The sequence below is a fragment of the Paractinoplanes toevensis genome (genome assembly GCF_018332695.1).
GTDB lineage: Bacteria > Actinomycetota > Actinomycetes > Mycobacteriales > Micromonosporaceae > Actinoplanes > Actinoplanes toevensis.
The window spans coordinates 1-19,683 of sequence record NZ_BOQN01000116.1 but is presented as its reverse complement, the minus strand read 5'-3'; the positions used below and the strand labels follow the sequence as shown (position 1 = coordinate 19,683).

Sequence of the window (19,683 nt, the reverse complement as noted above, 5' to 3'; positions counted from 1 at the left end):
GATCAGGTCGGCCGTCGACACCGGCTGCTTGCGCTCGCGCAGCCGGGTCGCCACCGCCTCGATGAGATGCCGCGCGGCCCCCTCCACCCCGGATTCCCAGAGTTCCTGGTAGTAGCCGGGTGACGGCATCCCGGACTGGTAGCCGTCGAACGCGTCGAGCCGGCGGAACGAGTAGGGGACCAGGAAGCTCCCGCCGATCGCCCCGTCCGGCATGGCCGGCACCGCGGGCCAGACCACGTCGGCTGCCCCCGGATCGTGGGGCGCCGGCCGGTCGGCCGGAGCGGATGGGGCGGCGGCAGGCTGGGTGTGGGCGGCCACCAGGGCTGGGCGGTGAAAGCCGCCGGTCACCACGACCACCGGGCGGTCGCCCGCCGCGGCGGCCGCGGCCGACACCCAGGACGCCATGTACGACTCGCGGGCCCGGTCGGAGTCGCCGGGGTCGGCGTCGCCGCGAACCAGGTCGAAGTAGGTGTTCAGCCGGGTGGTCAGGTTGTCGGCGGGGGCGATCTCGAACAGGTGGTCCCAGAGGGCGTCCACGTTGTCAACGCCGAACGACCGGCACAGGCGGCTCATCACGTCGGCGTAGCGCAGCTCGGCGTCGGCGTAGCGGTTGGCCCGGCCGGCGAAGGCCGGGTGCCAGGCCGGCAGGTCGATGAAGCGCGGCTCGGCGCCCACCCGGGCCGCGTGGGTCAGGGCCGTCCACTCGGGGGAGTAGTCGCACAGCGGCGCCCACGACGCGTGCCGGCGGTCGTCGTCGCGGTAGCTGCTGAAGATGGCCACCGGCAGGTCGTGGCCGAGCAGCAGCTCGCCCAGGCGGGGGTTGAAGTCGGCCGGGCCCTCGATCAGGACGTAGGCGGGGCGGAGGGTCTCGATGGTGTCCGCCACCAGGCGGGCGCAGGCGGGGCTGTGGTGGCGGACACCGATGAACGTGACCGGCATGGCTCAGCCGGGGAGCAGGTGGCGGGCCCGGTGCAGCGCCTGCCACTGGTCGCCGTCCCGCCAGGTCACCTGCTGGGCCAGGTAGCGGCGCAGCTTGGCGAGGTCTTCGGGGTTGTCCTTCGCGGCGGTGCCGGCCAGGCAGGCCACCACGTCCTCGGCGGTGCCGGCCTCGCCGCGCAGGAACCAGCCGCGCAGGCCGACCGCGTGCGCCACCGAGACCGCCTCGGCGGTGCTCATCACGGCCGACAGCCGGTCCATCGAGTCGCCTCGCGCGGTCTCCCCGGTGCGCAGCTCGCGGAACGTCGTGACCAGCACCTCCAGCACGTCGCGGCGCGGCTCGGCGGTCACCCCGGAGCGGCGCAGCAGTTTCGCCGCCTCGTCGGTCACCAGGGCCAGCTCGGTGCGCAGGTCGGCGATCGGGAAGACGGTCTCGAAGTTGAACCGGCGCTTGAGGGCCGAGCTCATGTCGTTGACGCCCCGGTCGCGGGTGTTGGCGGTGGCGATGATGTTGAAGCCGTCCCGGGCGAACACCATCGATTCGGCGCCGGTCAACTCGGGAATGGTCAGGACCCGGTCGGACAGCGGGGACAACAGGCAGTCCTGCACCTCCAGCGGGCAGCGGGTGATCTCCTCGAAGCGGACCGTGCGGCCCTCACCCATGCCGCGCAGCAGCGGGGCGGGCACGAGCGAACGCTGCGACGGGCCCTCGGCGACCAGCAGGGCGTAGTTCCACGAGTAGCGGATCTGGTCCTCGGTGGTGGCGGCACCGCCCTGGATGGTCAGCGTGGAGTCGCCGCTGACCGCGGCGGCCAGGAGCTCCGACAGCAGGGATTTCGCGGTGCCGGGCTCGCCGACCAGCATCAGGCCGCGGCTCGTGGCCAGGGTGATCAGGGCCCGGTCGATCAGGGACGGGTCGCCGACGAACTTGCGGCTTACGCCGAGCGCCGGGTCGCCGACCACGAAACGGCGGGCGGCCTGGACGCTCAGGTGCCAGCCCGGCGGGCGGGCCGCGGTGTCGGCCTCGCGCAGGCGGGCCAGCTCGTCGGCGAACCGGACCTCGGCCGGCGGCCGCTGCACGGAGTCGGCGGGTTCGGTGACGTCAACAATCATGGGGTGCCTCACCCGGTGTCTTCATTGGCATGCCCTTCTGGCCCTCGCCGGCGAGGCCGTCAGAGGGTGCGGCTGGGTGCCGCTCGGTGCAGGCGGTCATGCCGTGATCTCGGTCAGGTCGCGGATGACCTCGGAAGCGGCCACCGGGTCGAGCTTGCCCAGCGGGACCAGGCCGTTGCTGGCGCGGGCCCAGACGCTGTAGGTGCCGTCGTGCAGGTAGACGCCGGTCAGCTTCTGCTCGGGGAACTCGGTGGGCATGCCGACCACGATGCCGGGGTCGAGTTCCACCGTCACCTCCAGGCGCGGGCCCAGCTTCAGCTCGATGGCGCCCTGCACGCCGCCGTCCATCGGGTCGTCCCGCCGCCAGCCGCGCCGCTCCAGGCCCAGCACCTTGGTGGTGGCCAGCGTGATGCCCTCGAAGCGGGTCAGCCGGCTCTCGGTGGCCTCCTCGGCGGTGAGCGCGAACGTCTCCCGGCTCAGCTGCGGGAACGGCTGCAGGATCTCGTAGTCGGCGAACAGCTCCGACCAGGTGGCCAGGTCACCGGCCAGCTGCAGCGGGTGGGCCAGCCCGACCAGGGCGTCGTCGGCGATCGTGGTCTCGTCGTCGTCCATGGTGGAGAAGGTGCGGTCCTCGGCGACCCGGATCGCCTCGACCAGCGCGCCGGTTTCGTCGTAGCGGCCCCAGACCAGGCGGCGGACGATGTGCCAGAGCAGCGGGTGGGCGACGAACAGCTGGCGGAACTCGCTGCCGGTCCAGCGGCGGCCGGTGACCATGGCCCGTTCCAGCCGGCGGATCTGGTCGGCGGCGACCGTGCGGACGTCCTTCTTCAGCGCCGCGAACTGCTTGTAGGCGGCCTCGCCGAGCGCGGCGTCGTCGCGGGCGCCCGGCTTGGGCAGCGCCTTCAGATGCTTGCCCGCCGCGTCGGTCACGTAGGGCCGCAGTTGCTCGTCGAAGCCGACCACGAACTGGCGGGGGCCGTAGTCGAGGCGCATGCTGCCGTCGGCGTCCAGGCCGAAGTCGGGCACCAGGCGGTCGGCCAGCTGTTCGGCGCTCAGGCCCAGGGCCGCCGCCACCTCCTCCATCTTCTGGTTGGCCGCCGCCTTCAGGCCCTTGAACTTGGCGCGCTGGGCGATGCCGTGCAGGTGCATCAGCGCCACGTCGCTGCCGATGGTGGCCAGCACGTTGACGCCGGTCACCGCCTTGGCGTGGCCGCCCTCGCCGGGCCAGGCCAGGATCAGCGGGGTCAGCCGGCGGACCGTCTCGTCGTCGCCGATCAGGCCGAGCGCGTCGAGCACCCAGCCCTCCTTGGAGTTGGCGCCGGCGGCCTGCCAGCGCTGGAACACACCCCACGCGAACTCGGCCAGGCCGGCCGGGTCGAACTCCGGCTTGACGATCTCGACGCCCGCATAGGGATCGTCGAGCCTGGACAGGGCCAGGACGGTGAGCAGATTGGCGACCGCCTCGCCCGGCAGGCTGCCGCCGTTGTCGCGCAGCGGAACCGGGGGGAGCAGCCCGGGAACGGCCCAGGCCGGTACGGGTGGGAGCTTGGCCGGCAGGACCGTGAGCGGGTCGGTCGCCAGCAGCGTCTCGATCGCGGCCTCGACGGCCGGGCCGTAGGAGGCGGCCGCGGCCCGGACCGCCTCGGAGTGGCCGTTGGTGTGCAGGATCAGCAGCGCGCGCTCGGCCTGGCGGCGGGCCGGGCCGGGCTTGTCGAGCGCGGGCGGGACCAGCGCCCGGGCCGCCGACGTGGCGTGCCGCAGCAACCAGGCCATCGCCGTGCGGCGCACGCTCTTGAGCCGGGACAACCAGTCGGCCATGTGCACGGCGATCGCCGGCGACGAGTAGGGCAGAAAGGCCGCCGCGATCTCGGTGGGTGCCTTGTCGGCCATGTGGAGCATGGGCCGCAGCGTGTCCAGCTCGAAGCGGGAGGTGATCACCCGCATCCAGGTGCCGGAGTCGTAGATCTGGGAGGGTTTCCAGTGCGCGAGGGCCGGCCGGGCGATCAGCTCGGGTGCCTGGGCGAAGAACCGGACCGGTTCGTACCAGTTCGCGCGGCCGGTCAGGATTCGCCGGGCCAGTTGCACCCAGTCCTCGTCGTCGCGGCCGTAGCGCTCGATCGGGGTCTGCGACCACGTCTCCCGCTCGCCCGGCAGCCATGCGATCGTGGCCGGGTCGGTGCAGGTCAGGCCGGGAATGACGATCGGCTTGGCGGCTTTGACCCGCTGCTGCCACGGCGGGGCGGCCAGCAGCGGCGGCACGGCGGCGAGGTCGGCGACCGCGAGGCTCGACGCCCGCTCGGCGATCGCGTCGATTCGGGCCGCCGCGCCGGGGCTCAGCTCGGGGCGGACCGCGTCGATCAGGTCGAGGTGCGCGAGCACGTGGGCGCGCAGCAGGTCGGCGACGTCGCGCTGGTCCCCGGCCTCGGCGAGCAGCCGCAGGCCGCGGGCCGGGAAGCGGTCGACGGTCTCGAGCAGGGCGGGCATCACGTATTTCGTGTCGACCCGTTCGATCAGCCCGCTCATCACCTCGTCGCCGGGGAGCGCGGAGAGCACCGCGAGCAACCGGCGCTGGCCGTCGGCGCCGCGGTCGTCGTCGAACCAGTGGAACAGGGCCGGGGCGCAGGCCGGTCCGGCCCCCTCGGCGAGGGTGTTGAGGAGCGTGCGCTGGCTGACCGCCGCGTAGGTGTGCACCAGCGACGCGAGGGTGACGGCCTGCTGCCGGGTGGTGGCCGCGGTGATCAGGGCCAACCCGCGATAGCCGGCGGCGGCGGAGTCGGCGTCGGCGATGTCGGCCGCCACCCACGCGGCCTGGTCGGGGGCGAGGACCGAGGTGGCGAGCCGCAGGTAGGGGTGGGCGGAGCGGTAGCCGGCCAGGAACGCGACGGCCGCGGCGTAGTCCTCGTCGGAGGCGGCGGCGAGCGCCTCGCGGACCTGCAGCGCGATCATCAGCGGCACGTCGGGTCTCCAGAGCTGGCGCTCCTCGCCGAGACGCATGGGCCGGACCATGTAGTCGGGGTTGCCGGGCCGGTGGTGGGAGCCGTGCTCGGTGATCTTCAGGGCCATCAGCTCGACGGCCGCCTCGACCGCGAACAGCAGGCCGCGCTCGGCGATCCACACGTCGGCGAACGCGGTCATCCGGTTCTCGTCGCTCCACCGTCCGAGCGCGCACGCGATCGCCACGGCGGCCGCGCCGATCGGCTCGGCGGTGGCGTCGCCGGCGAGCCAGGCCAGCCCGGCCTGGCGGATCTGCGGGTCGGTGCCGGCCGACTCGAGAATCCGTTTCGCCTGGTGGGGGACCCGTTTGATCTCCTCGTCGACGATCGTGCGGGCTTTCGGGTCGGGCTTGAACTTCGCGAGGCCGGCGCTGCCGCGCCGCGCGCACCGATAGCGATACCAGGCGGCAGGCACAACGAAAGTGTCCTCGTCGGCCCGGACGGAGGCGGCCGGCACGGAGGCGGCCGGCACGGAGGCGGCCGGTGCGGAGGCGGCCGGTGCCGAGGCGGCCGGTGCCGAAGCGGCGGGCGTGGGCGCGGGAGCGGACGCAGGGGCCGGCGGCGCGGCAGCCGGGGTGGGTGTCATGAGAGCCGGCGTCGGCGACGAGGGCGGGACGGTCACGGCTGCGGTTGTAGGACTGACCTCCGCGTACCCCTTCTTGGTCTTCTCGGCGATGAGCTTGCTCTCGTGCACCGCCGCAAGCCGGTCGTCGGCGAAGGTTTTGATCTTGGTTTGGCCGGTCGTGCCGACGCGGCCGAACCGGACCGTCACCTCGGCGCCGTCGCGCCGGATTTCCCAGAATTTCGCCGATGTGCCCTCGACGAACTCGAAGCTCCGCATGGCTCGGAACGTTAGCGGGGGCGTGCGACAAAAATCTTGACGGGCGGGTTGCATGCAAACTTGCTGAGAACCCGCCGAGGATCTTGCGGAAATAGCGGCGGCAGGGCAAGGATTGCATGCAATCGGCGCGAGGAGGCCCCGTGCGACCGGCAGTGGAGCAGGTCATTCAGTCCCTGCGGGACGAGATCCTTTCCGGTGCCATCACGTCCGGCACCCGCCTCGGCGAGGCCGAGTTGGCCGGCCGGCTGTCGGTCAGCCGCACGCCGGTCCGGGAGGCTCTGTCGAGGCTTGCCGCCGAGGGACTGGTCGAGCTGACGCCGCATCGCGGCGCCCGCGTCGCGTCCTGGAGCGAGGAGCAGCTGCGGGAGATCTTCGAGCTGCGGTTGCGCTTGGAGCCCTATGCGGTACGCCAGGCCGTCCCCCGACTGAATGCCCATCAACTGGACGAGTTGGACGAGCTGGCCGAGGCGATGATCCGGTATCGGGACGTCGGCCGGCTGGTCGAGCTCAACCGGCGCTTCCACGGGATGTTCATCGAGGCGGCCGGGTCTCCGCCGCTGGCCGGTGCCCTGAAAGCCGTCACGCACGCCGCGGTGGTGCATCAGAACTTCGCCGATTACACGCCCGACGCGATGCACCGGAGCCTCAACCACCACGTGGAGATGGTGGCGGCCGCGCGGGCCGGTGACGGCGACTGGGCGGAAGCGGTCATGCGCGCCCATCTCTACAACGCGCGGGCCACCATGATCGGGGGTAACCAGTGACTCTTCCCTTGGACGACCTGCGCGTGGTCGAGTTCGGTCAGCTGCTGGCCGGGCCGTTCTGCGGTCAGCTGCTCGGCGACTTCGGCGCCGAGGTGATCAAGGTGGAGGACCCGGGCCGCGGCGATCCGATGCGGCAGTGGGGGCGGGAGAAACCGCACGGCAAGTCGCTGTGGTGGCCGGTCGTGGCCCGCAACAAGAAATCGGTGACCTGCGATCTGCGGCGGCCCGAGGGGCAGGCGCTGGTCCGCGAGCTGATCGACACCGCCGACATCGTGGTGGAGAACTTCCGGCCGGGCACCCTGGAGCGCTGGGGGATGGCCCCGGCCACGCTGTGGGAGACCAACCCGGGCCTGATCGTCACCCGGGTGACCGGTTACGGGCAGACCGGGCCCTATGCGAGCCGGGCCGGCTTCGGGTCGATCGGCGAGGCGATGGGTGGGATCCGCTACGTCATGGGGGATCCGGATCGGGCACCGGTGCGGGCCGGGATCTCGCTGGGGGATTCCCTGGCCGCCACCTACGCCACCATCGGGACGCTGGTGGCGGTGCACAACCGCACCAGGACGGGGCGCGGGCAGGTCGTCGACTCGGCGATCTACGAGGCCGTCCTGGCGATGATGGAATCGCTGCTGCCGGAGTGGGCGGTGGCCGGTTACCAGCGCGAACGCACCGGCGCGGTGCTGCCCAACGTGTCGCCCAGCAACGTCTATCCGACCGGCGACGGCGACCTGATCCTGATCGCGGCCAACCAGGACAGCGTGTTCGGGCGCCTGGCGGCGGCCATGGGCCGCGAGGAGCTCGCGGCCGACGAAAGGTACAAAACCCACGAGGCTCGCGGCGCGGCGATGGAGGAACTCGACGGTTTGATCGCGGAGTGGACCGTGAAGCATCCGGCCGAGGGGCTTTTGTCCATTTTGCACGAAGCCGGTGTCCCGGCCGGGCGGATCTTCCGGGCCAAGGACATGTTCGCCGACCCGCACTTCCAGGCGCGGGAGGCGATCGTCACGGTGGATGAGATCCCGATGCAGAACGCCACGCCCCGGCTCAGCGAGACGCCGGGCGCGGTGCGGACCGCCGGCCCGGAGCTGGGCCAGCACAACGACGAGATCTACGGCGGCCTTCTCGGCCTCGACGAAACGGAGCGCGCGCGTCTGCGCCAAACCAAGATCATCTAAGGAGTGAGATGTCCTATCGACTCGGCGTGGATGTGGGCGGCACGTTTACCGACGTGCTGCTGGTCGACGAGGAAACCGGTTCGACGTGGCGGGCCAAGACCGCCTCGACGCCGAGCGATCAGTCAGTGGGCGTGCTGCACGGCATCGACAAGGTGTGTGCCGAGGCCGGCATCGACCGCTCGGCCGTCGCCCACGTGCTGCACGGCACCACGGTCGCCACGAACGCGATCCTCGAGGGCAAGGGCGCGACGGTCGGCCTGGTGACGACCGAGGGTTTCCGGCAGGTGCTGCAGATCGCCCGCTCGTTCGTGCCGGGCGGCCTGGCCGGTTGGATCATCTGGCCCAAGCCGGAGCCGCTGGCCGATCTGGAGAACACGGTCGAGGTGCCCGAGCGGATCGGCACGGACGGCGCCGTGATCACCCCGCTGGACGAGGAAAGGGCCCGGCATGCTCTGCGAAAGCTCAGCGGCGTCGAGGCCCTCGCCATCTCGCTGATCAACGCCTTCGCGAACGACGAGCACGAGCGGCGTCTCCTGGAGCTGGCGCGGGAGGAGCTACCCGGCATCGAGGTTTCGCTGTCCTCCGTCGTCCTGCCCGAGATGCGGGAATATGAGCGCGCGCTGACCACCGTCGCCAACGGCTACGTGCAGCCCCAGGTGGCCCGCTATGTCGCCAATCTGAGTGCGAAACTCACCGCGGAGGGCGTTCCGGCGGCGCTGTCGATCCTGCGCAGCGACGGCGGCCTGGCCAGCGCCGACGCGGCCATCTCGGCCCCGGTCACCATGCTGCTCTCCGGCCCGGCGGGCGGGGTCGCCGGCGCGGTCTGGGTGGCCGAGCAGTCCGGCCACACCGAGCTGCTGACCTTCGACATGGGCGGCACCTCGACCGACGTCGCGCTGGTGCAGGGCGGGCAGGCGCGCATCGGCCGCGAGACCAAGGTCGGTGACCTCACCGTCCGGGCCTCCGCGGTGGACGTCCGCACGGTGGGCGCCGGCGGCGGCTCGATCGCCCACGTGCCCGAGCTGACCAGGGCGTTGCGGGTCGGCCCGCAATCCGCCGGCGCCGAGCCGGGGCCCGCCGCCTACGGCAAGGGCGGCACCGCACCGACCGTGACCGACGCGAACGTGGTGCTCGGCTACCTCCCGTCCGCCCTGGCCGGCGGCGAGATCACGCTGGACCGGGACGCCGCCCGCACCGCCGTGCAGGCGATCGCCGACGCCATGGGCCTGGAGAGCGCCGAGAAAGCCGCCGCCGGCATCATCGACATCGTCAACGAGAACATGCTCGGCGGCCTGCGCCTGGTCAGCGTGCAGCAGGGGTTCGACCCGCGCGACTTCGCCCTGGTCGCCTTCGGCGGCGCCGGACCGCTGCACGCCAACGCGCTCGGCCGGCTGACCGGCGCCTGGCCGGTGATCGTCCCGCCCTCGCCGGGTGTCCTGTGCGCGCTCGGCGACGCGACCACGTCGGCCCGCGACGAGTCCGCCCGGACCGTTCTGCGAAAGCTCGGCGATCTGTCCGACACGGAACTCGCGACGATCTTCGAGGAACTGGCCACCGCCGCCTCCGGCCGTCTCGAAGCACAGGGCGTGTCGCCCGAGCACATCGCCTATTCCGCTGATATCCGGTTTGTCGGCCAAGGCAACGAGCTGCCCGTCGCCTTCGAGCTGAGCGAAGGCCTGACCGGCCTGGCAGCGAGGTTCGACGCCGAGCACGAGCGACTGTTCTCCTTCACTCTCGCGGTGGACCACGAGCTGGTGAACGCCCGCGCCACGGTGACCGGCCCGCGTCCGAGGGTGACACCGATCCATCTGGAGAAGGGCGATCCGGACCCCCACGAGGCCCGCACCGGCGAGACTCCCATCTACGTCGACGGCCATTACGTCGACGCGGCCCTCTACGACCGGCTCAAGCTCAAAGCCGGCAACGTCATCACCGGCCCCGCGATCGTCACCGAGATGGACTCGACGACCCTGATCCTCCCCGGCCACGCCGCCACGACGGACGCCGGCGGCAGCCTCCTCATCCGCCCGACGTCGAAGGAGGCCTGACCGATGGCCCGCATCGTCGAACCCAACACCACACCCCTGGAAAAGATCGACGTCGACCCGGTGACCCTCGACCTGGTCGAGAACGGCCTGCGCAATGCCCGCTACGAGATGGACGAGGTGCTCTTCCGCACCGCGCTCAGCCCCGGCATCCGCGAGCAGCACGACGAGTTCCCGCTGATCGCCGACCCGAGCGGCAAGATGGTGGTCGGCCAGTTCGGCCTGTCCATCCCCGACTTCCTGGCCGGTTTCGAGGGCGATATCGGCGAGGGCGACGTCCTGCTCACCTCCGACCCGTACGCGTGCGGGGCCGCGATCAGCCACGCCAACGACTGGCTGGTGGTACTCCCGATCTTCGTTGATCGAAAAGTCGTCGGCTGGGCGTCGATGTTCGGCCACATGTCCGACGTGGGCGGCAAGACCCCGTCGTCGATGCCGACCGACGCCAAGACCATCTACGAGGAGGGCGTGGTCATCCCGCCCTTCAAGCTGTACGCCGAGGGCAGGCTCAACGAGGACGCGCTGCGCATCATCCTCAACCAGGTGCGGGTGCCCGACTGGAACCGCGCCGACCTCAACGGCCTGGTCGCCGCGTGCCGCACCGCGGCGAAACGGGTCACCGAGATGTGCGCCCGGTTCGGTGTCGACACCTACCTGTCCGCGCTGGACGCGCTGCTGCAGCGCAACTACGACGCGATGAAGACGCTGCTGCACATGGTCTTCGCCGAGGGCCGCACGCTCTCGTTCACCGACTACATCTGCGACGACGGCGTCGGCTACGGCCCGTACGAGCTGAAACTGTCCCTGACCCGCACCGGCGACCGGGTGCACCTGGACTTCACCGGCTCGTCCCCGCAGGCGATCGGCCCGGTCAACTACTACCTCAACGAAAACCTGGCCCGGATGTTCTTCGGCATCTACATGATCACCGTGGCCGACCCGCAGATCCTCTGGAACGACGGCTTCTACCCGCTGGTCGACGTGACCATCCCGGACGGCTCGTACTGGAAGCCGAAACACCCGGCCGCCCTGAACGCCCGCAACCACGGCATCGGCCGGGTCTTCGACCTGTTCGGCGGCCTGCTCGGGCAGACCAACCCGGCCCTGCTCAACGCGGCCGGCTTCTCCTCGTCCCCGCACTTCATGTACTCGGGGAACTACTCCGGCGGCGACCGCAAGGGCGAGTGGTTCCAGCTCTACTCGATCGGCTTCGGCGGCATCCCCGGCCGCCCGCTCGGCGACGGCCCCGACGGTCACTCGCTGTGGCCGAGCTTCGTCAACATCCCGTGCGAGTTCCTCGAGTCCTACTACCCGCTGCGGATCGAGAAGTGGGAGACCGTCGCCGACACCGGCGGCGCCGGTCTGCACCGCGGCGGCAACGGCGTCGACGTCGCCTACCGTTTCCTCGAACCGGGCACGATCGCGATCCACGACGACCGCTGGCTGATGTATCCGTGGGGGGTCAACGGCGGCGCACCGGGCGCCCGTGGCCGCAAGTGGATCGACCGGGCGTCGGGGGAGCGGGAGGTACTGCCCAGCAAGTGCCACGACGTGCCGGTCCACCCGGGCGACGTGCTGCATTTCGTCACCTGGGGCGGTGGCGGCTGGGGCGACCCCCTCGAACGGGACCCGGCGCTGGTCGCCAAGGAGGTCCGGCGTGGCCTGGTCACCGCCGACGGGGCAAAACGCTACGGGACGGTCGTTACGGAGGCCGGCGAGCTGGATGGACCCGCGACCGCGGCTCTCAAAGAAGAGTTGCGCGCCGCAAGAGTCGGTGAACTGCCGGTCTTCGACATGGGACCGGGCCTCGACGAGATCCTGGCCCGCTGCGAGGAGGAGACCGGCCTCCCCGCTCCGATACGCCCGGTATGGCGGTGATTCTTGTGTGCTACGAAACGGGCTTGTAACGTCCGGATCCGGCGGCCGTTCCGCTCACGAGGCGGGGCGGCCACATTCCCGGGAGGCAGCACGATGACGTTCTACCGGCAGGTGGGCTCCGTCCCGCCCAAGCGGCACACCCAGCACCGCCGCCCGGACGGTGGCCTCTACGCCGAGGAGCTGGTCGGCGAGGAGGGCTTCTCGTCGGACTCGTCGCTGGTCTACCACCGGGGGATCCCGTCGGCGCTGGTCGACGCCCGCCCGTGGGAGCTGCCCGACCAGACCGTCACCGCGAACGCCCCGCTGATCCCGCGCCACCTGAAACTGCACGACCTGTTCACCGGCGAGGAGTGGAAGGCGGTCGACGCGGTCACTGGACGGCGGCTGGTCCTGGGCAACGCGGACGTGCGGATCTCGTACGCCGTCTCGGGTCTGCCCTCGCCGCTCTACCGCAATGCCGTCGGCGACGAGTGTGTCTTCGTGGAGCGCGGCAGCGCGACCGTCGAAACGACCTTCGGTGCGCTGGAGGTGGGCGCCGGCGATTACGTGATCATCCCGCGCACCACGACGCACCGCTGGGTGCCGGCCGGTGACGAACCACTGCGCACCTACGCGATCGAGGCCAACTCGCACATCACGCCGCCGAAGCGTTACCTCTCCCGCTTCGGCCAGTTCCTGGAGCACAGCCCGTACTGCGAGCGTGATCTTCGCGGGCCGCAGGAAACGCTGCTCGCAGAGGGAACCGACGTGGAGATCTACGTGAAGCACCGCGGCGATAAACCCGGGGGCTTGACCGGAACGATCCACGTCGTTCCCGAGCACCCGTTCGACGTCGTCGGCTGGGACGGCTGCCTGTACCCGTACGCGTTCAATCTCCGGGATTTCGAACCGATCACCGGGCGCGTCCACCAGCCGCCACCGGTCCATCAGGTCTTCGAGGGCGCCAACTTCGTCATCTGCAACTTCCTGCCCCGCAAGGTCGACTACCACCCGCTGGCCATCCCGGTGCCCTATTACCACTCGAACGTCGACTCCGACGAGGTCATGTTCTACGTCGACGGCGACTACGAGGCCCGCAAGGGTTCCGGCATCGGCAAGGGCTCGATCTCGCTGCACCCGGGCGGGCACTCGCACGGCCCGCAGCCGGGCGCGGTCGAACGCTCGCTGGGCGCCGAGTTCTTCGACGAGACCGCGGTCATGGTCGACACGTTCCGCCCGCTCGGCCTGGGCGAGGCCGGCACCGCCTGCGACGACGGGCGCTACGCCTGGTCCTGGTCCGGCCGGGGACCCTCATGATCTTCACCGGCCTCTTCGACGACGCCGCGCTCTTCCCGCCCGGCGACGCGCCGATGGAAACGGCGGTCCCGGCTCATCGGTCGCTGCGCTCCCGCTTCGCGGACCTGGTCGGACCCTTCGTCATCCCGGCGAGCAGGCTCCCGCAGCTTTTCCCGTACGCCGTGGAGCAGTCACCCATCGACCTGTCGGTCATCGTCGCCGCCGACGAGGCCGGGTGCACGCTGCGCACTCTCGACCGTCCCGGCGTACGCCTGGCCGCCGTCGAGATCCCGGTCGTGACCACCGCCCCGGACGCCCGGGACACCGTGAAGATCCTCGACGACGTGCTGCCGCCGGACGTGCCGGCGTTCGTCGAGATCGGCTGGGACACCCGGCACGTGCTGGACGTCCTGGCCGGCACCCGCTACCGGGCGAAGCTGCGCACCGGCGGCCTGCGCGCCGACCTGTTCCCGACCGCGGTCGAGCTGGCCGACACGATGGCCGCCTGTGTCCACCGCGGCATCGCGCTCAAGTGCACGGCCGGCCTGCACCACGCGATCCGCCACATCGACCCGGCCACCGGCTTCGAGCACCACGGTTTCCTCAACGTGCTGCTGGCGGCGTCCGCGCTGGCCGACGGCGAGTCGGTGATCATCGCCGAGGGCCACCTGGAGGCCGGGTACGCGGCGGGCGTGGCCGCCGCCGTCCGCGCCCTGACCCCGGCGCAGGCCGAGGCCGCCCGCCGGGTCTTCACCTCGTTCGGCACGTGCAGCGTGGTGGAGCCGGTCGACGACCTGACCGCCTTGGGCCTGCTGCCTTCAAAGCCTCCGGACAGCGGGCTCCGAGCCGGTACTTAACCTTGTTGGTCAACATGCTCGCCTATGGTGAAGATCTTGTATATCGCCGGGTGGGGACGCAGCGGGACCACGATCGTCGACAACATCCTCAACTCGTACAAGGGCGTCTTCTCCACCGGTGAACTGTTCTACCTGTGGCACCGCGGCCTGCTGATCGGCCGCAGATGCGGCTGCGGCGTGAAGTTCGCCGAGTGCGCCACCTGGCAGAACATCCTGTCCCTGGCCTTCGGCAGCCGGCTGCCCGATCCGGCCCACGTCGTCGAATTGCAGAAACAGGCCATTCGGGTGCGCCACACCCAGCAGCTCGCCGACGGCGCCCTCAGCGCCGAGGCCGAGGAGTACCGCGAGATCTACACCAAGCTCTGCCACGCGATCGCCGACGTCACCGGCGCCGCACTGATCGTCGACTCGTCGAAGGTGCCGTCCGGGGCCGCGCTGCTCACCCGGATGCCCGGCACCGTGCCGTACCTGCTGCACATGGTGCGCGATCCGCGGGCGGTGACCCACTCGTGGATGCGGTCCGCCTCGGCGGTGGGCCCCACCACCAGCGCGATGCACTGGCTGGTGCGCAACGCCATCACCGAACGGCTCACCCGCGCCTTCCCGGACCGGCACACCCGGCTGCGCTACGAGGACTTCGCCCGATGCCCGCAGGACACCCTCGAAGAGGTGCTGACCATGACCGGCGTCGAACCGGCCGACGGCCCGTTCGTCGACGAGAACACGGTGCTGCTCAAGCCCAACCACACGATCGCCGGCAACCCGAGCCGTTTCCGCAACGGCGAGATCGCCGTGCGGCCGGACCACCGCTGGCGTACCGAACAGCGGCGCGGTGCCCGCCTGACCGCGACCGCCCTGGCGTGGCCGATGCTGCACAAATATGGATACAGGGCCCGCGTCTGACCCGATAGGTTGCCGGGATGCCTGAGTTGCTCCCGGAAACCCGCCGCGCCCTGCTGCACTGCCTCGCCACCGCCCAGGTCCAGGGCCGGGCCCCCTCGATCGCCGCCGCCGTGGTGCGCGACGGCGAGCAGGCGTGGGCGGACAGCCGGGGCAGCGACACCGGCCGCGACGTGCAGTACCGGATCGGCTCGATCAGCAAGACCTTCGTGGCCGTGCTCGTGCTGCGCCTGCGCGACGAGGGCCTGATCTCCCTCGGTGACCCGCTCGGCACCTACCTGCCCGGCGGCGGCGACTTCCTCCTGCGCGACCTCCTCGGGCACACCGCCGGCCTGGCGTCCGAGCCGCCCGGCCCGTGGTGGGAGCGCACCGACGGCACCGGGCGCACCGAACTCCTCGGGACCGATGTGCCGTCCATGCGCGGGCTGCACCATTACTCCAACCCCGGGTTCGCGCTGCTCGGCGCCATGGTCGCGCACCTGCGTGGCGCGGACTGGGGCACCGTGCTGCGCCGCGAGATCCTCGAACCGCTCGGCCTGCACCGGACCACCCTGCTGCCGGCCGTCCCGCACGCGCTCGGCTGGTCCGTGCACCCGTGGGCCGACGTGCTGATGCCCGAGCCGCTCACCGACACCGGCCGGATGGCGCCGGCCGGCCAGATCTGGTCCACCGTCGACGACCTGTCGCGCTTCGCCCAGTTCCTGCTGCACGGCGACGACCGGGTGCTCGGGGCGGATTCGCTGGCCCAGATGCGTACGCCATACAGCGCTTCCGAGGCGGACGACTGGAACAGCTCCTACGGCCTGGGCATGCAGCTCCTGCGCCGCGACGAGCGGCTGCTGTCCGGCCATACCGGCGGCATGCCCGGCTTCGCCGCCACCCTCTGGACCAGCCCCGACGACGACGTGGCCACGGTGCTGCTGACCAATACCACCTCGGGTGTGCCGGTCGGCGGGGTCGCCGCCGACCTGCTGACCATCGTCGCCGACCGGGAGCCGCGCATCCCCGCACCGTGGACGCCGCTGCCCGCCCTCGAACCGGCGCTGCTCGGCCTGGCCGGCCCCTGGTACTGGGGTGCGTCGCCGTACGCTCTGCGGCCCGCCGCCGGCGGCTGGCTGGAGCTGACCTCGCTGTCCGGCCCTCGCCGCGTCCGGATGCGCCCGGCCGGCGACGGCGAGTGGATCGGCACGAGCGACTACTTCAACGGCGAGCGCCTGCGCCTGGTCCGCGACGAGTCCGGCACGATCACCCACTTCGACCTGGGCACGTTCGTCTTCACCCGGCAGCCGTACGCCCCGGCCTCGGCCATCCCGGGCGGCGTCGACCCCGGCGGCTGGCGGGGTCAGGTCTGATCACCGCGCCGGCCCGGGAGCATGGCGAGCGCCTGCGACCGCTGGGCGACCAGGTCGTCGTAGGTGCCGTCCCGCTCGGCCCACCGGTGCATCAGCACACCCTTGACCAGGATCTCGTGGGGAGTGGGTTGGGAGCCCAGCAGGTCCATCACCTCGGTGGCGAAATCCGCCAGGTCGAGCGCATGCGGGTTGCTCTGCCCCAGCGTGGTGGCGACGGCCGGCGGGACGAGTTCGGCCACCTCGACCCCGGTGCCGGCCAGCTGCGCGCGCAACGCCTCGGTGTAGGCGTGCACGCCGGCCTTCGAGGCGGCGTAGGTCGCCATCAGCGGGAACGGCAGGAACCCGATGCCCGAGCTGACCGTGATGACCGCGCCGCCACCGCGCCCGATCAGGTGCGGGGTGAACGCGTCGATGACCCGGATGGTGCCGAGGAGGTTGGTGTCGACGGTCTTCTCCGCGTCCTCGAAATGGGCGGGATCGCGCAGGTCCTCGGGGAATCCCACCCCGGACATCGTCACGACCGTGTCGAGACCCGGGAAGCCGTCGAGAACGGTGTCCCGGGCCCGGCCGACGCTGCCGCGGTCGGTCACGTCGATGACAACGGTGGCGAATCCCTCGGCGGCGATCCGGTCGAGCAGATCGGTGCGCCGGCCGCCGACGATGACCGTGCTGCCGGCCGCGGCGAAGCGACGGGCGAGTTCCAGCCCGATTCCCGAGGTGCCGCCGGCGATGAAGACGGTGCGGTTGGTGATGTCCATAGGTCCAGCGTTGCTCCGGCCCGGTCCGGTAGCGATCACCCTGCTCTTCCTGGGTGTGGCAGGGCCACCTTCGCCGGGGCGCGACAGTGGGATGACAGGGGCTGGGCGCAGGCTTCCGGCATGACGATTCTGAAGGGCAACCCGGTGCGCGGCCGGCTCAACGCCGTCGTGTTGCGCGGCCTCGACAACTACGGTGGGCGGCTGCTCGGCCCGCGCAAACGGGAACTGTTCGCCGACCTGCCGCCCACGGTGGTCGAGATCGGCCCGGGCACCGGTGCCAACCTGCGCTTCTACAAGCCGGGGACCCGGCTGGTGGCGATCGAGCCCAACCCGTACATGCATGGGCCTCTGATGGCCGAAGCCCGCCGCCGGGACATCGACGTGGAGCTGCGGGCCGAAGGCGCGGAGCGGATGGACTTTCCGGACGGCAGCGTCGACGCGGTGGTGAGCACGCTGGTGCTGTGCAGCGTGCCGGATCCGGTCGCGGCGATCCGGGAGATCGGCCGGATCCTGCGGCCGGGCGGGCGGCTGGTCTTCGTCGAACACGTCCGGGCCGGTGACCACGCCGGGTACGCGGCGGTGCAGCGCCTGGTCGCCCGGCCGTGGCGGTGGCTCTTCGAGGGCTGCGACGTCGGCCGGGACACCGAGACCATGCTGCGGGCCTGCGGTTTCGAACTCGAGGTCGAGCGCTACCGGATGTCCTCGGTGCTGCTGCCGATCAACCCGCAGATCGCCGGGGTCGCCCGGCGGTGACACCATGGCGGGATGCGGTTCCGGGTGCTGGGCGCGGTGCGGGCGTACGCCGCCGATGGCACCCCGATCCCGCTCGGCGACCGGCAGCGGGCGCTGCTCGCCGCGCTGCTGGCCCGGGCCGGCCGGGTCGTCCCGGCCGACCTGCTGGCCGAGCTGATCTGGCGCGACAGCCAACCGGCCGACCCGGTCGCGGCGCTGCACAGCCAGGTGTCCCGGCTGCGGCGCACGCTGCCCGGCCTGCTGCTGGCGACCGAGCCACCCGGCTACCTGCTGCGGGCCGCGACCGACGCGGACCGCTTCGACCAGCTCGTCGCGTCGGCGGCCCGGGCCGACCCGGTCACCCGGGAGAAGCTGCTCGACGAGGCCCTCGGCCTGTGGCACGGCCCCGCCTACGCCGGCCCGGCCGACACCGAGATCGCCCGGCTAGAGGCGATCCGGCTCGACGAGTCCCGGCTGCACGCCACCGAGCAGTGGCACGAGGCACTGCTGCACACCGGCCAGGCGGCCCGCTCGCTGCCCCGGCTGGAAGCCTTCGTGGCCGAGCACCCGCTCCGCGAAACCGCCCGCGACCTGCTGCTGCGGACCCTGTTCGCGCTGGGCCGCACGGCCGACGCGCTGGACGCCTACCGGCAGTACGCCACCTCCCTCGCCGCCGAGCTGGGCCTGGAACCGTCGGCCGCGATCCGCGAGACCCACCGGCGGATCCTGCGCCAGGAGCCGGTTCACGACGCGCCCCCGCTGCTCGGCCTGAAGACGGCCCATCTCACCGCCGGCGGCCGGACCATCGCGATGGCCGGCCTCGGCTCCGGCCCGCCGCTGGTCTCCCTGCCCGGCTGGGTGACCTCGATCGACGTGGTGGCGGCCGGCCGCGACCCGAGGTCCAGCCTGCTGCAACGCCTGGTGGCCCGGCACGCGATCACCATCTACGACCGGCAGGGCACCGGCCTGTCCCGCGGCCCGGTCACCGACTTCGGCCTGGCCGCGGCCGTGACCGAACTGCACGCGGTGGTGCTGCGGGTGGGCCCGCCGGTCAACCTGCTGGCCATGTCGGAGGCCGGGCCGGTCGCGGTGGCCCTGGCGGCGGCCCACCCCGAGCTGGTCGACCGGCTGGTGTTCGTCGGCACCTACGCCGACGGCCCGGCCACGTTCCGCCGCCCCGACCTGAACGCCGCCCTGGTCACCATGGTCCGCACGCACTGGGGCCTGGGCTCGAAACTGTTCGCCGACCTGTTCCGCCCGGGCGCCGGCGAGGCCGCCGCCCGCCACCTGGCCGAGGTGCTGCGCGACTCGGCCGACCGCGACGTGGCCGCCGGCTACCTGGAAGCCGCCTACGACGTCGACACGTCGGCGCTGCTACCTCAGGTCACCGCCCCCGCGCTGGTGCTGCACTACCGCGGCGACCGGGTCATCCCGTTCGAGGGCGGCCGGCAACTGGCGGCCGGCCTGCCCGACGCCCGCCTGGTGCCGCTGGAGGGCCGTTACCACCTCCCCGACGCCACCGACCTGGACCGGGTGGTCGACCTGATCACCGACTTCCTCGGCTGATTATCCTCGGTGGATGCATCGGAGCCGGTTGTCCACCCTGCTGATCGACGTACCCACCGACGAGGCCAAGAGGGCGGCGGCCTTCTGGTCGGCCGCGCTCGGCGTGCCCGCCAACCCGGTGCCGGGGGAGGAACAGTTCACGTCCCTGCCCGGCATCCTGACCGGCCTCAACGTCGCCGTGCAGGCGGTCGACGACCAGGCCCGCTACCACATCGACATCGAGACCGACGACGTCGACGCCGAGACGGCCCGGCTGCTGGCCCTGGGCGCGGTCGAGCTCAACCGCTGGCTGGGCTGCCGCATTCTGCGCGTGCCCGGCGGTCACATCCTCTGCGTGATCCCACTGCACAGCGACCCGGAGATCTTCGCGAAGAACGCCAAGACCTGGCAGTAACGAGGCCACTTCGAGCCGCTTGCCCTCCGGTGCGTGCCGTCGCCCGGGCTCCGCTGTAGACCTTGGAGACTTCGTGTTCGTAGGGCGGTTTCAAGTGGTGGTTG

General features: G+C 71.7%; 15 protein-coding genes. 11 read left to right on the top strand and 4 right to left on the bottom strand.

Features of this window, described 5'->3' with window-relative positions:
• The 3 genes from Ato02nite_RS40495 to Ato02nite_RS40485 form a co-directional block, all read right to left on the bottom strand.
• Window positions 1-939, bottom strand: a 939-nt coding sequence (locus tag Ato02nite_RS40495; protein ID WP_246608006.1) for a DUF5682 family protein, incomplete at its 3' end; no start/stop codon positions are given.
• Between the two features lie 3 nt (window positions 940-942).
• Window positions 943-2,049, bottom strand: coding sequence for an ATP-binding protein (locus Ato02nite_RS40490; RefSeq protein WP_213012011.1), 1,107 nt, complete (start codon window positions 2,047-2,049; stop codon window positions 943-945).
• Window positions 2,050-2,145: 96 nt separating this feature from the next.
• Window positions 2,146-5,883, bottom strand: coding sequence for a DUF4132 domain-containing protein (locus tag Ato02nite_RS40485; protein WP_246608005.1), 3,738 nt, complete (start codon window positions 5,881-5,883; stop codon window positions 2,146-2,148).
• A gap of 140 nt (window positions 5,884-6,023) precedes the next feature.
• On the opposite strand from Ato02nite_RS40485, the gene Ato02nite_RS40480 reads away from it, so the two are divergent.
• The 8 genes from Ato02nite_RS40480 (at window position 6,024) to Ato02nite_RS40445 (ending at window position 16,129) form a co-directional block, all read left to right on the top strand.
• A complete protein-coding gene (locus tag Ato02nite_RS40480) occupies window positions 6,024-6,647 on the top strand; it encodes a GntR family transcriptional regulator (protein WP_213012009.1) in 624 nt (207 codons plus the stop codon).
• The gene (locus Ato02nite_RS40475; protein WP_213012008.1) at window positions 6,644-7,822 is read left to right on the top strand and encodes a CaiB/BaiF CoA transferase family protein; all 1,179 of its coding nucleotides are present in this window, start codon (window positions 6,644-6,646) and stop codon (window positions 7,820-7,822) included. Before Ato02nite_RS40480 ends, Ato02nite_RS40475 begins: the two co-directional genes overlap by 4 nt.
• A gap of 8 nt (window positions 7,823-7,830) precedes the next feature.
• Window positions 7,831-9,870, top strand: coding sequence for a hydantoinase/oxoprolinase family protein (locus Ato02nite_RS40470; protein ID WP_246608004.1), 2,040 nt, complete (start codon window positions 7,831-7,833; stop codon window positions 9,868-9,870).
• 3 nt (window positions 9,871-9,873) lie between these two features.
• Window positions 9,874-11,745, top strand: a complete 1,872-nt coding sequence (locus tag Ato02nite_RS40465) for a hydantoinase B/oxoprolinase family protein (protein WP_213012007.1) — start codon at window positions 9,874-9,876, stop codon at window positions 11,743-11,745.
• A 93-nt stretch (window positions 11,746-11,838) separates the two neighbouring features.
• On the top strand, window positions 11,839-13,041 hold the full coding sequence (locus tag Ato02nite_RS40460) for a homogentisate 1,2-dioxygenase (protein WP_213012006.1): 1,203 nt from the start codon (window positions 11,839-11,841) through the stop codon (window positions 13,039-13,041).
• Window positions 13,038-13,877, top strand: a complete 840-nt coding sequence (locus Ato02nite_RS40455; protein ID WP_213012005.1) for a hypothetical protein — start codon at window positions 13,038-13,040, stop codon at window positions 13,875-13,877. Before Ato02nite_RS40460 ends, Ato02nite_RS40455 begins: the two co-directional genes overlap by 4 nt.
• A gap of 24 nt (window positions 13,878-13,901) precedes the next feature.
• Window positions 13,902-14,780 carry a sulfotransferase gene (locus Ato02nite_RS40450; RefSeq protein ID WP_213012004.1) on the top strand — a complete coding sequence of 293 codons (879 nt, stop codon included), beginning with the start codon at window positions 13,902-13,904 and terminating at the stop codon, window positions 14,778-14,780.
• A 17-nt stretch (window positions 14,781-14,797) separates the two neighbouring features.
• The gene (locus Ato02nite_RS40445) at window positions 14,798-16,129 is read left to right on the top strand and encodes a serine hydrolase domain-containing protein (RefSeq protein WP_213012003.1); all 1,332 of its coding nucleotides are present in this window, start codon (window positions 14,798-14,800) and stop codon (window positions 16,127-16,129) included.
• On the opposite strand, the gene Ato02nite_RS40440 is transcribed toward Ato02nite_RS40445, so the two are convergent.
• A complete protein-coding gene (locus Ato02nite_RS40440) occupies window positions 16,120-16,887 on the bottom strand; it encodes an SDR family oxidoreductase (protein WP_213012002.1) in 768 nt (255 codons plus the stop codon). The two genes, Ato02nite_RS40445 and Ato02nite_RS40440, sit on opposite strands and share 10 nt — an antisense overlap.
• 120 nt (window positions 16,888-17,007) lie before the next feature.
• Here Ato02nite_RS40440 and Ato02nite_RS40435 point away from each other — a divergent pair, with 120 nt between their 5' ends.
• Genes Ato02nite_RS40435 through Ato02nite_RS40425 form a run of 3 tightly spaced genes read left to right on the top strand, consistent with a single transcriptional unit; the run spans window position 17,008 to window position 19,579 of the window.
• Window positions 17,008-17,640, top strand: a complete 633-nt coding sequence (locus Ato02nite_RS40435) for a class I SAM-dependent methyltransferase (RefSeq protein WP_213012001.1) — start codon at window positions 17,008-17,010, stop codon at window positions 17,638-17,640.
• A gap of 12 nt (window positions 17,641-17,652) precedes the next feature.
• Window positions 17,653-19,185, top strand: coding sequence for a bifunctional AfsR/SARP family transcriptional regulator/alpha/beta hydrolase (locus tag Ato02nite_RS40430; RefSeq protein WP_213012000.1), 1,533 nt, complete (start codon window positions 17,653-17,655; stop codon window positions 19,183-19,185).
• 13 nt (window positions 19,186-19,198) lie between these two features.
• Window positions 19,199-19,579 (top strand): VOC family protein, encoded by a 381-nt coding sequence (locus tag Ato02nite_RS40425; RefSeq protein ID WP_213011999.1) that lies wholly within the window; start codon window positions 19,199-19,201, stop codon window positions 19,577-19,579.
• Window positions 19,580-19,683 lie beyond the last annotated feature (104 nt).

What these genes read in the sequence shown, in the direction of transcription:
- Ato02nite_RS40425 (WP_213011999.1), top strand. Translation starts at nt 19,199, where the DNA reads ATGCATCGGAGCCGGTTGTCCACCCTGCTGATCGACGTACCCACCGAC.
- Ato02nite_RS40435 (WP_213012001.1), top strand. Translation starts at nt 17,008, where the DNA reads ATGACGATTCTGAAGGGCAACCCGGTGCGCGGCCGGCTCAACGCCGTC.
- Ato02nite_RS40430 (WP_213012000.1), top strand. Translation starts at nt 17,653, where the DNA reads ATGCGGTTCCGGGTGCTGGGCGCGGTGCGGGCGTACGCCGCCGATGGC.
- Ato02nite_RS40485 (WP_246608005.1), bottom strand. Translation starts at nt 5,883, where the DNA reads ATGCGGAGCTTCGAGTTCGTCGAGGGCACATCGGCGAAATTCTGGGAA.
- Ato02nite_RS40470 (WP_246608004.1), top strand. Translation starts at nt 7,831, where the DNA reads ATGTCCTATCGACTCGGCGTGGATGTGGGCGGCACGTTTACCGACGTG.
- Ato02nite_RS40455 (WP_213012005.1), top strand. Translation starts at nt 13,038, where the DNA reads ATGATCTTCACCGGCCTCTTCGACGACGCCGCGCTCTTCCCGCCCGGC.
- Ato02nite_RS40445 (WP_213012003.1), top strand. Translation starts at nt 14,798, where the DNA reads ATGCCTGAGTTGCTCCCGGAAACCCGCCGCGCCCTGCTGCACTGCCTC.
- Ato02nite_RS40490 (WP_213012011.1), bottom strand. Translation starts at nt 2,049, where the DNA reads ATGATTGTTGACGTCACCGAACCCGCCGACTCCGTGCAGCGGCCGCCG.
- Ato02nite_RS40450 (WP_213012004.1), top strand. Translation starts at nt 13,902, where the DNA reads ATGGTGAAGATCTTGTATATCGCCGGGTGGGGACGCAGCGGGACCACG.
- Ato02nite_RS40465 (WP_213012007.1), top strand. Translation starts at nt 9,874, where the DNA reads ATGGCCCGCATCGTCGAACCCAACACCACACCCCTGGAAAAGATCGAC.
- Ato02nite_RS40440 (WP_213012002.1), bottom strand. Translation starts at nt 16,887, where the DNA reads ATGGACATCACCAACCGCACCGTCTTCATCGCCGGCGGCACCTCGGGA.
- Ato02nite_RS40460 (WP_213012006.1), top strand. Translation starts at nt 11,839, where the DNA reads ATGACGTTCTACCGGCAGGTGGGCTCCGTCCCGCCCAAGCGGCACACC.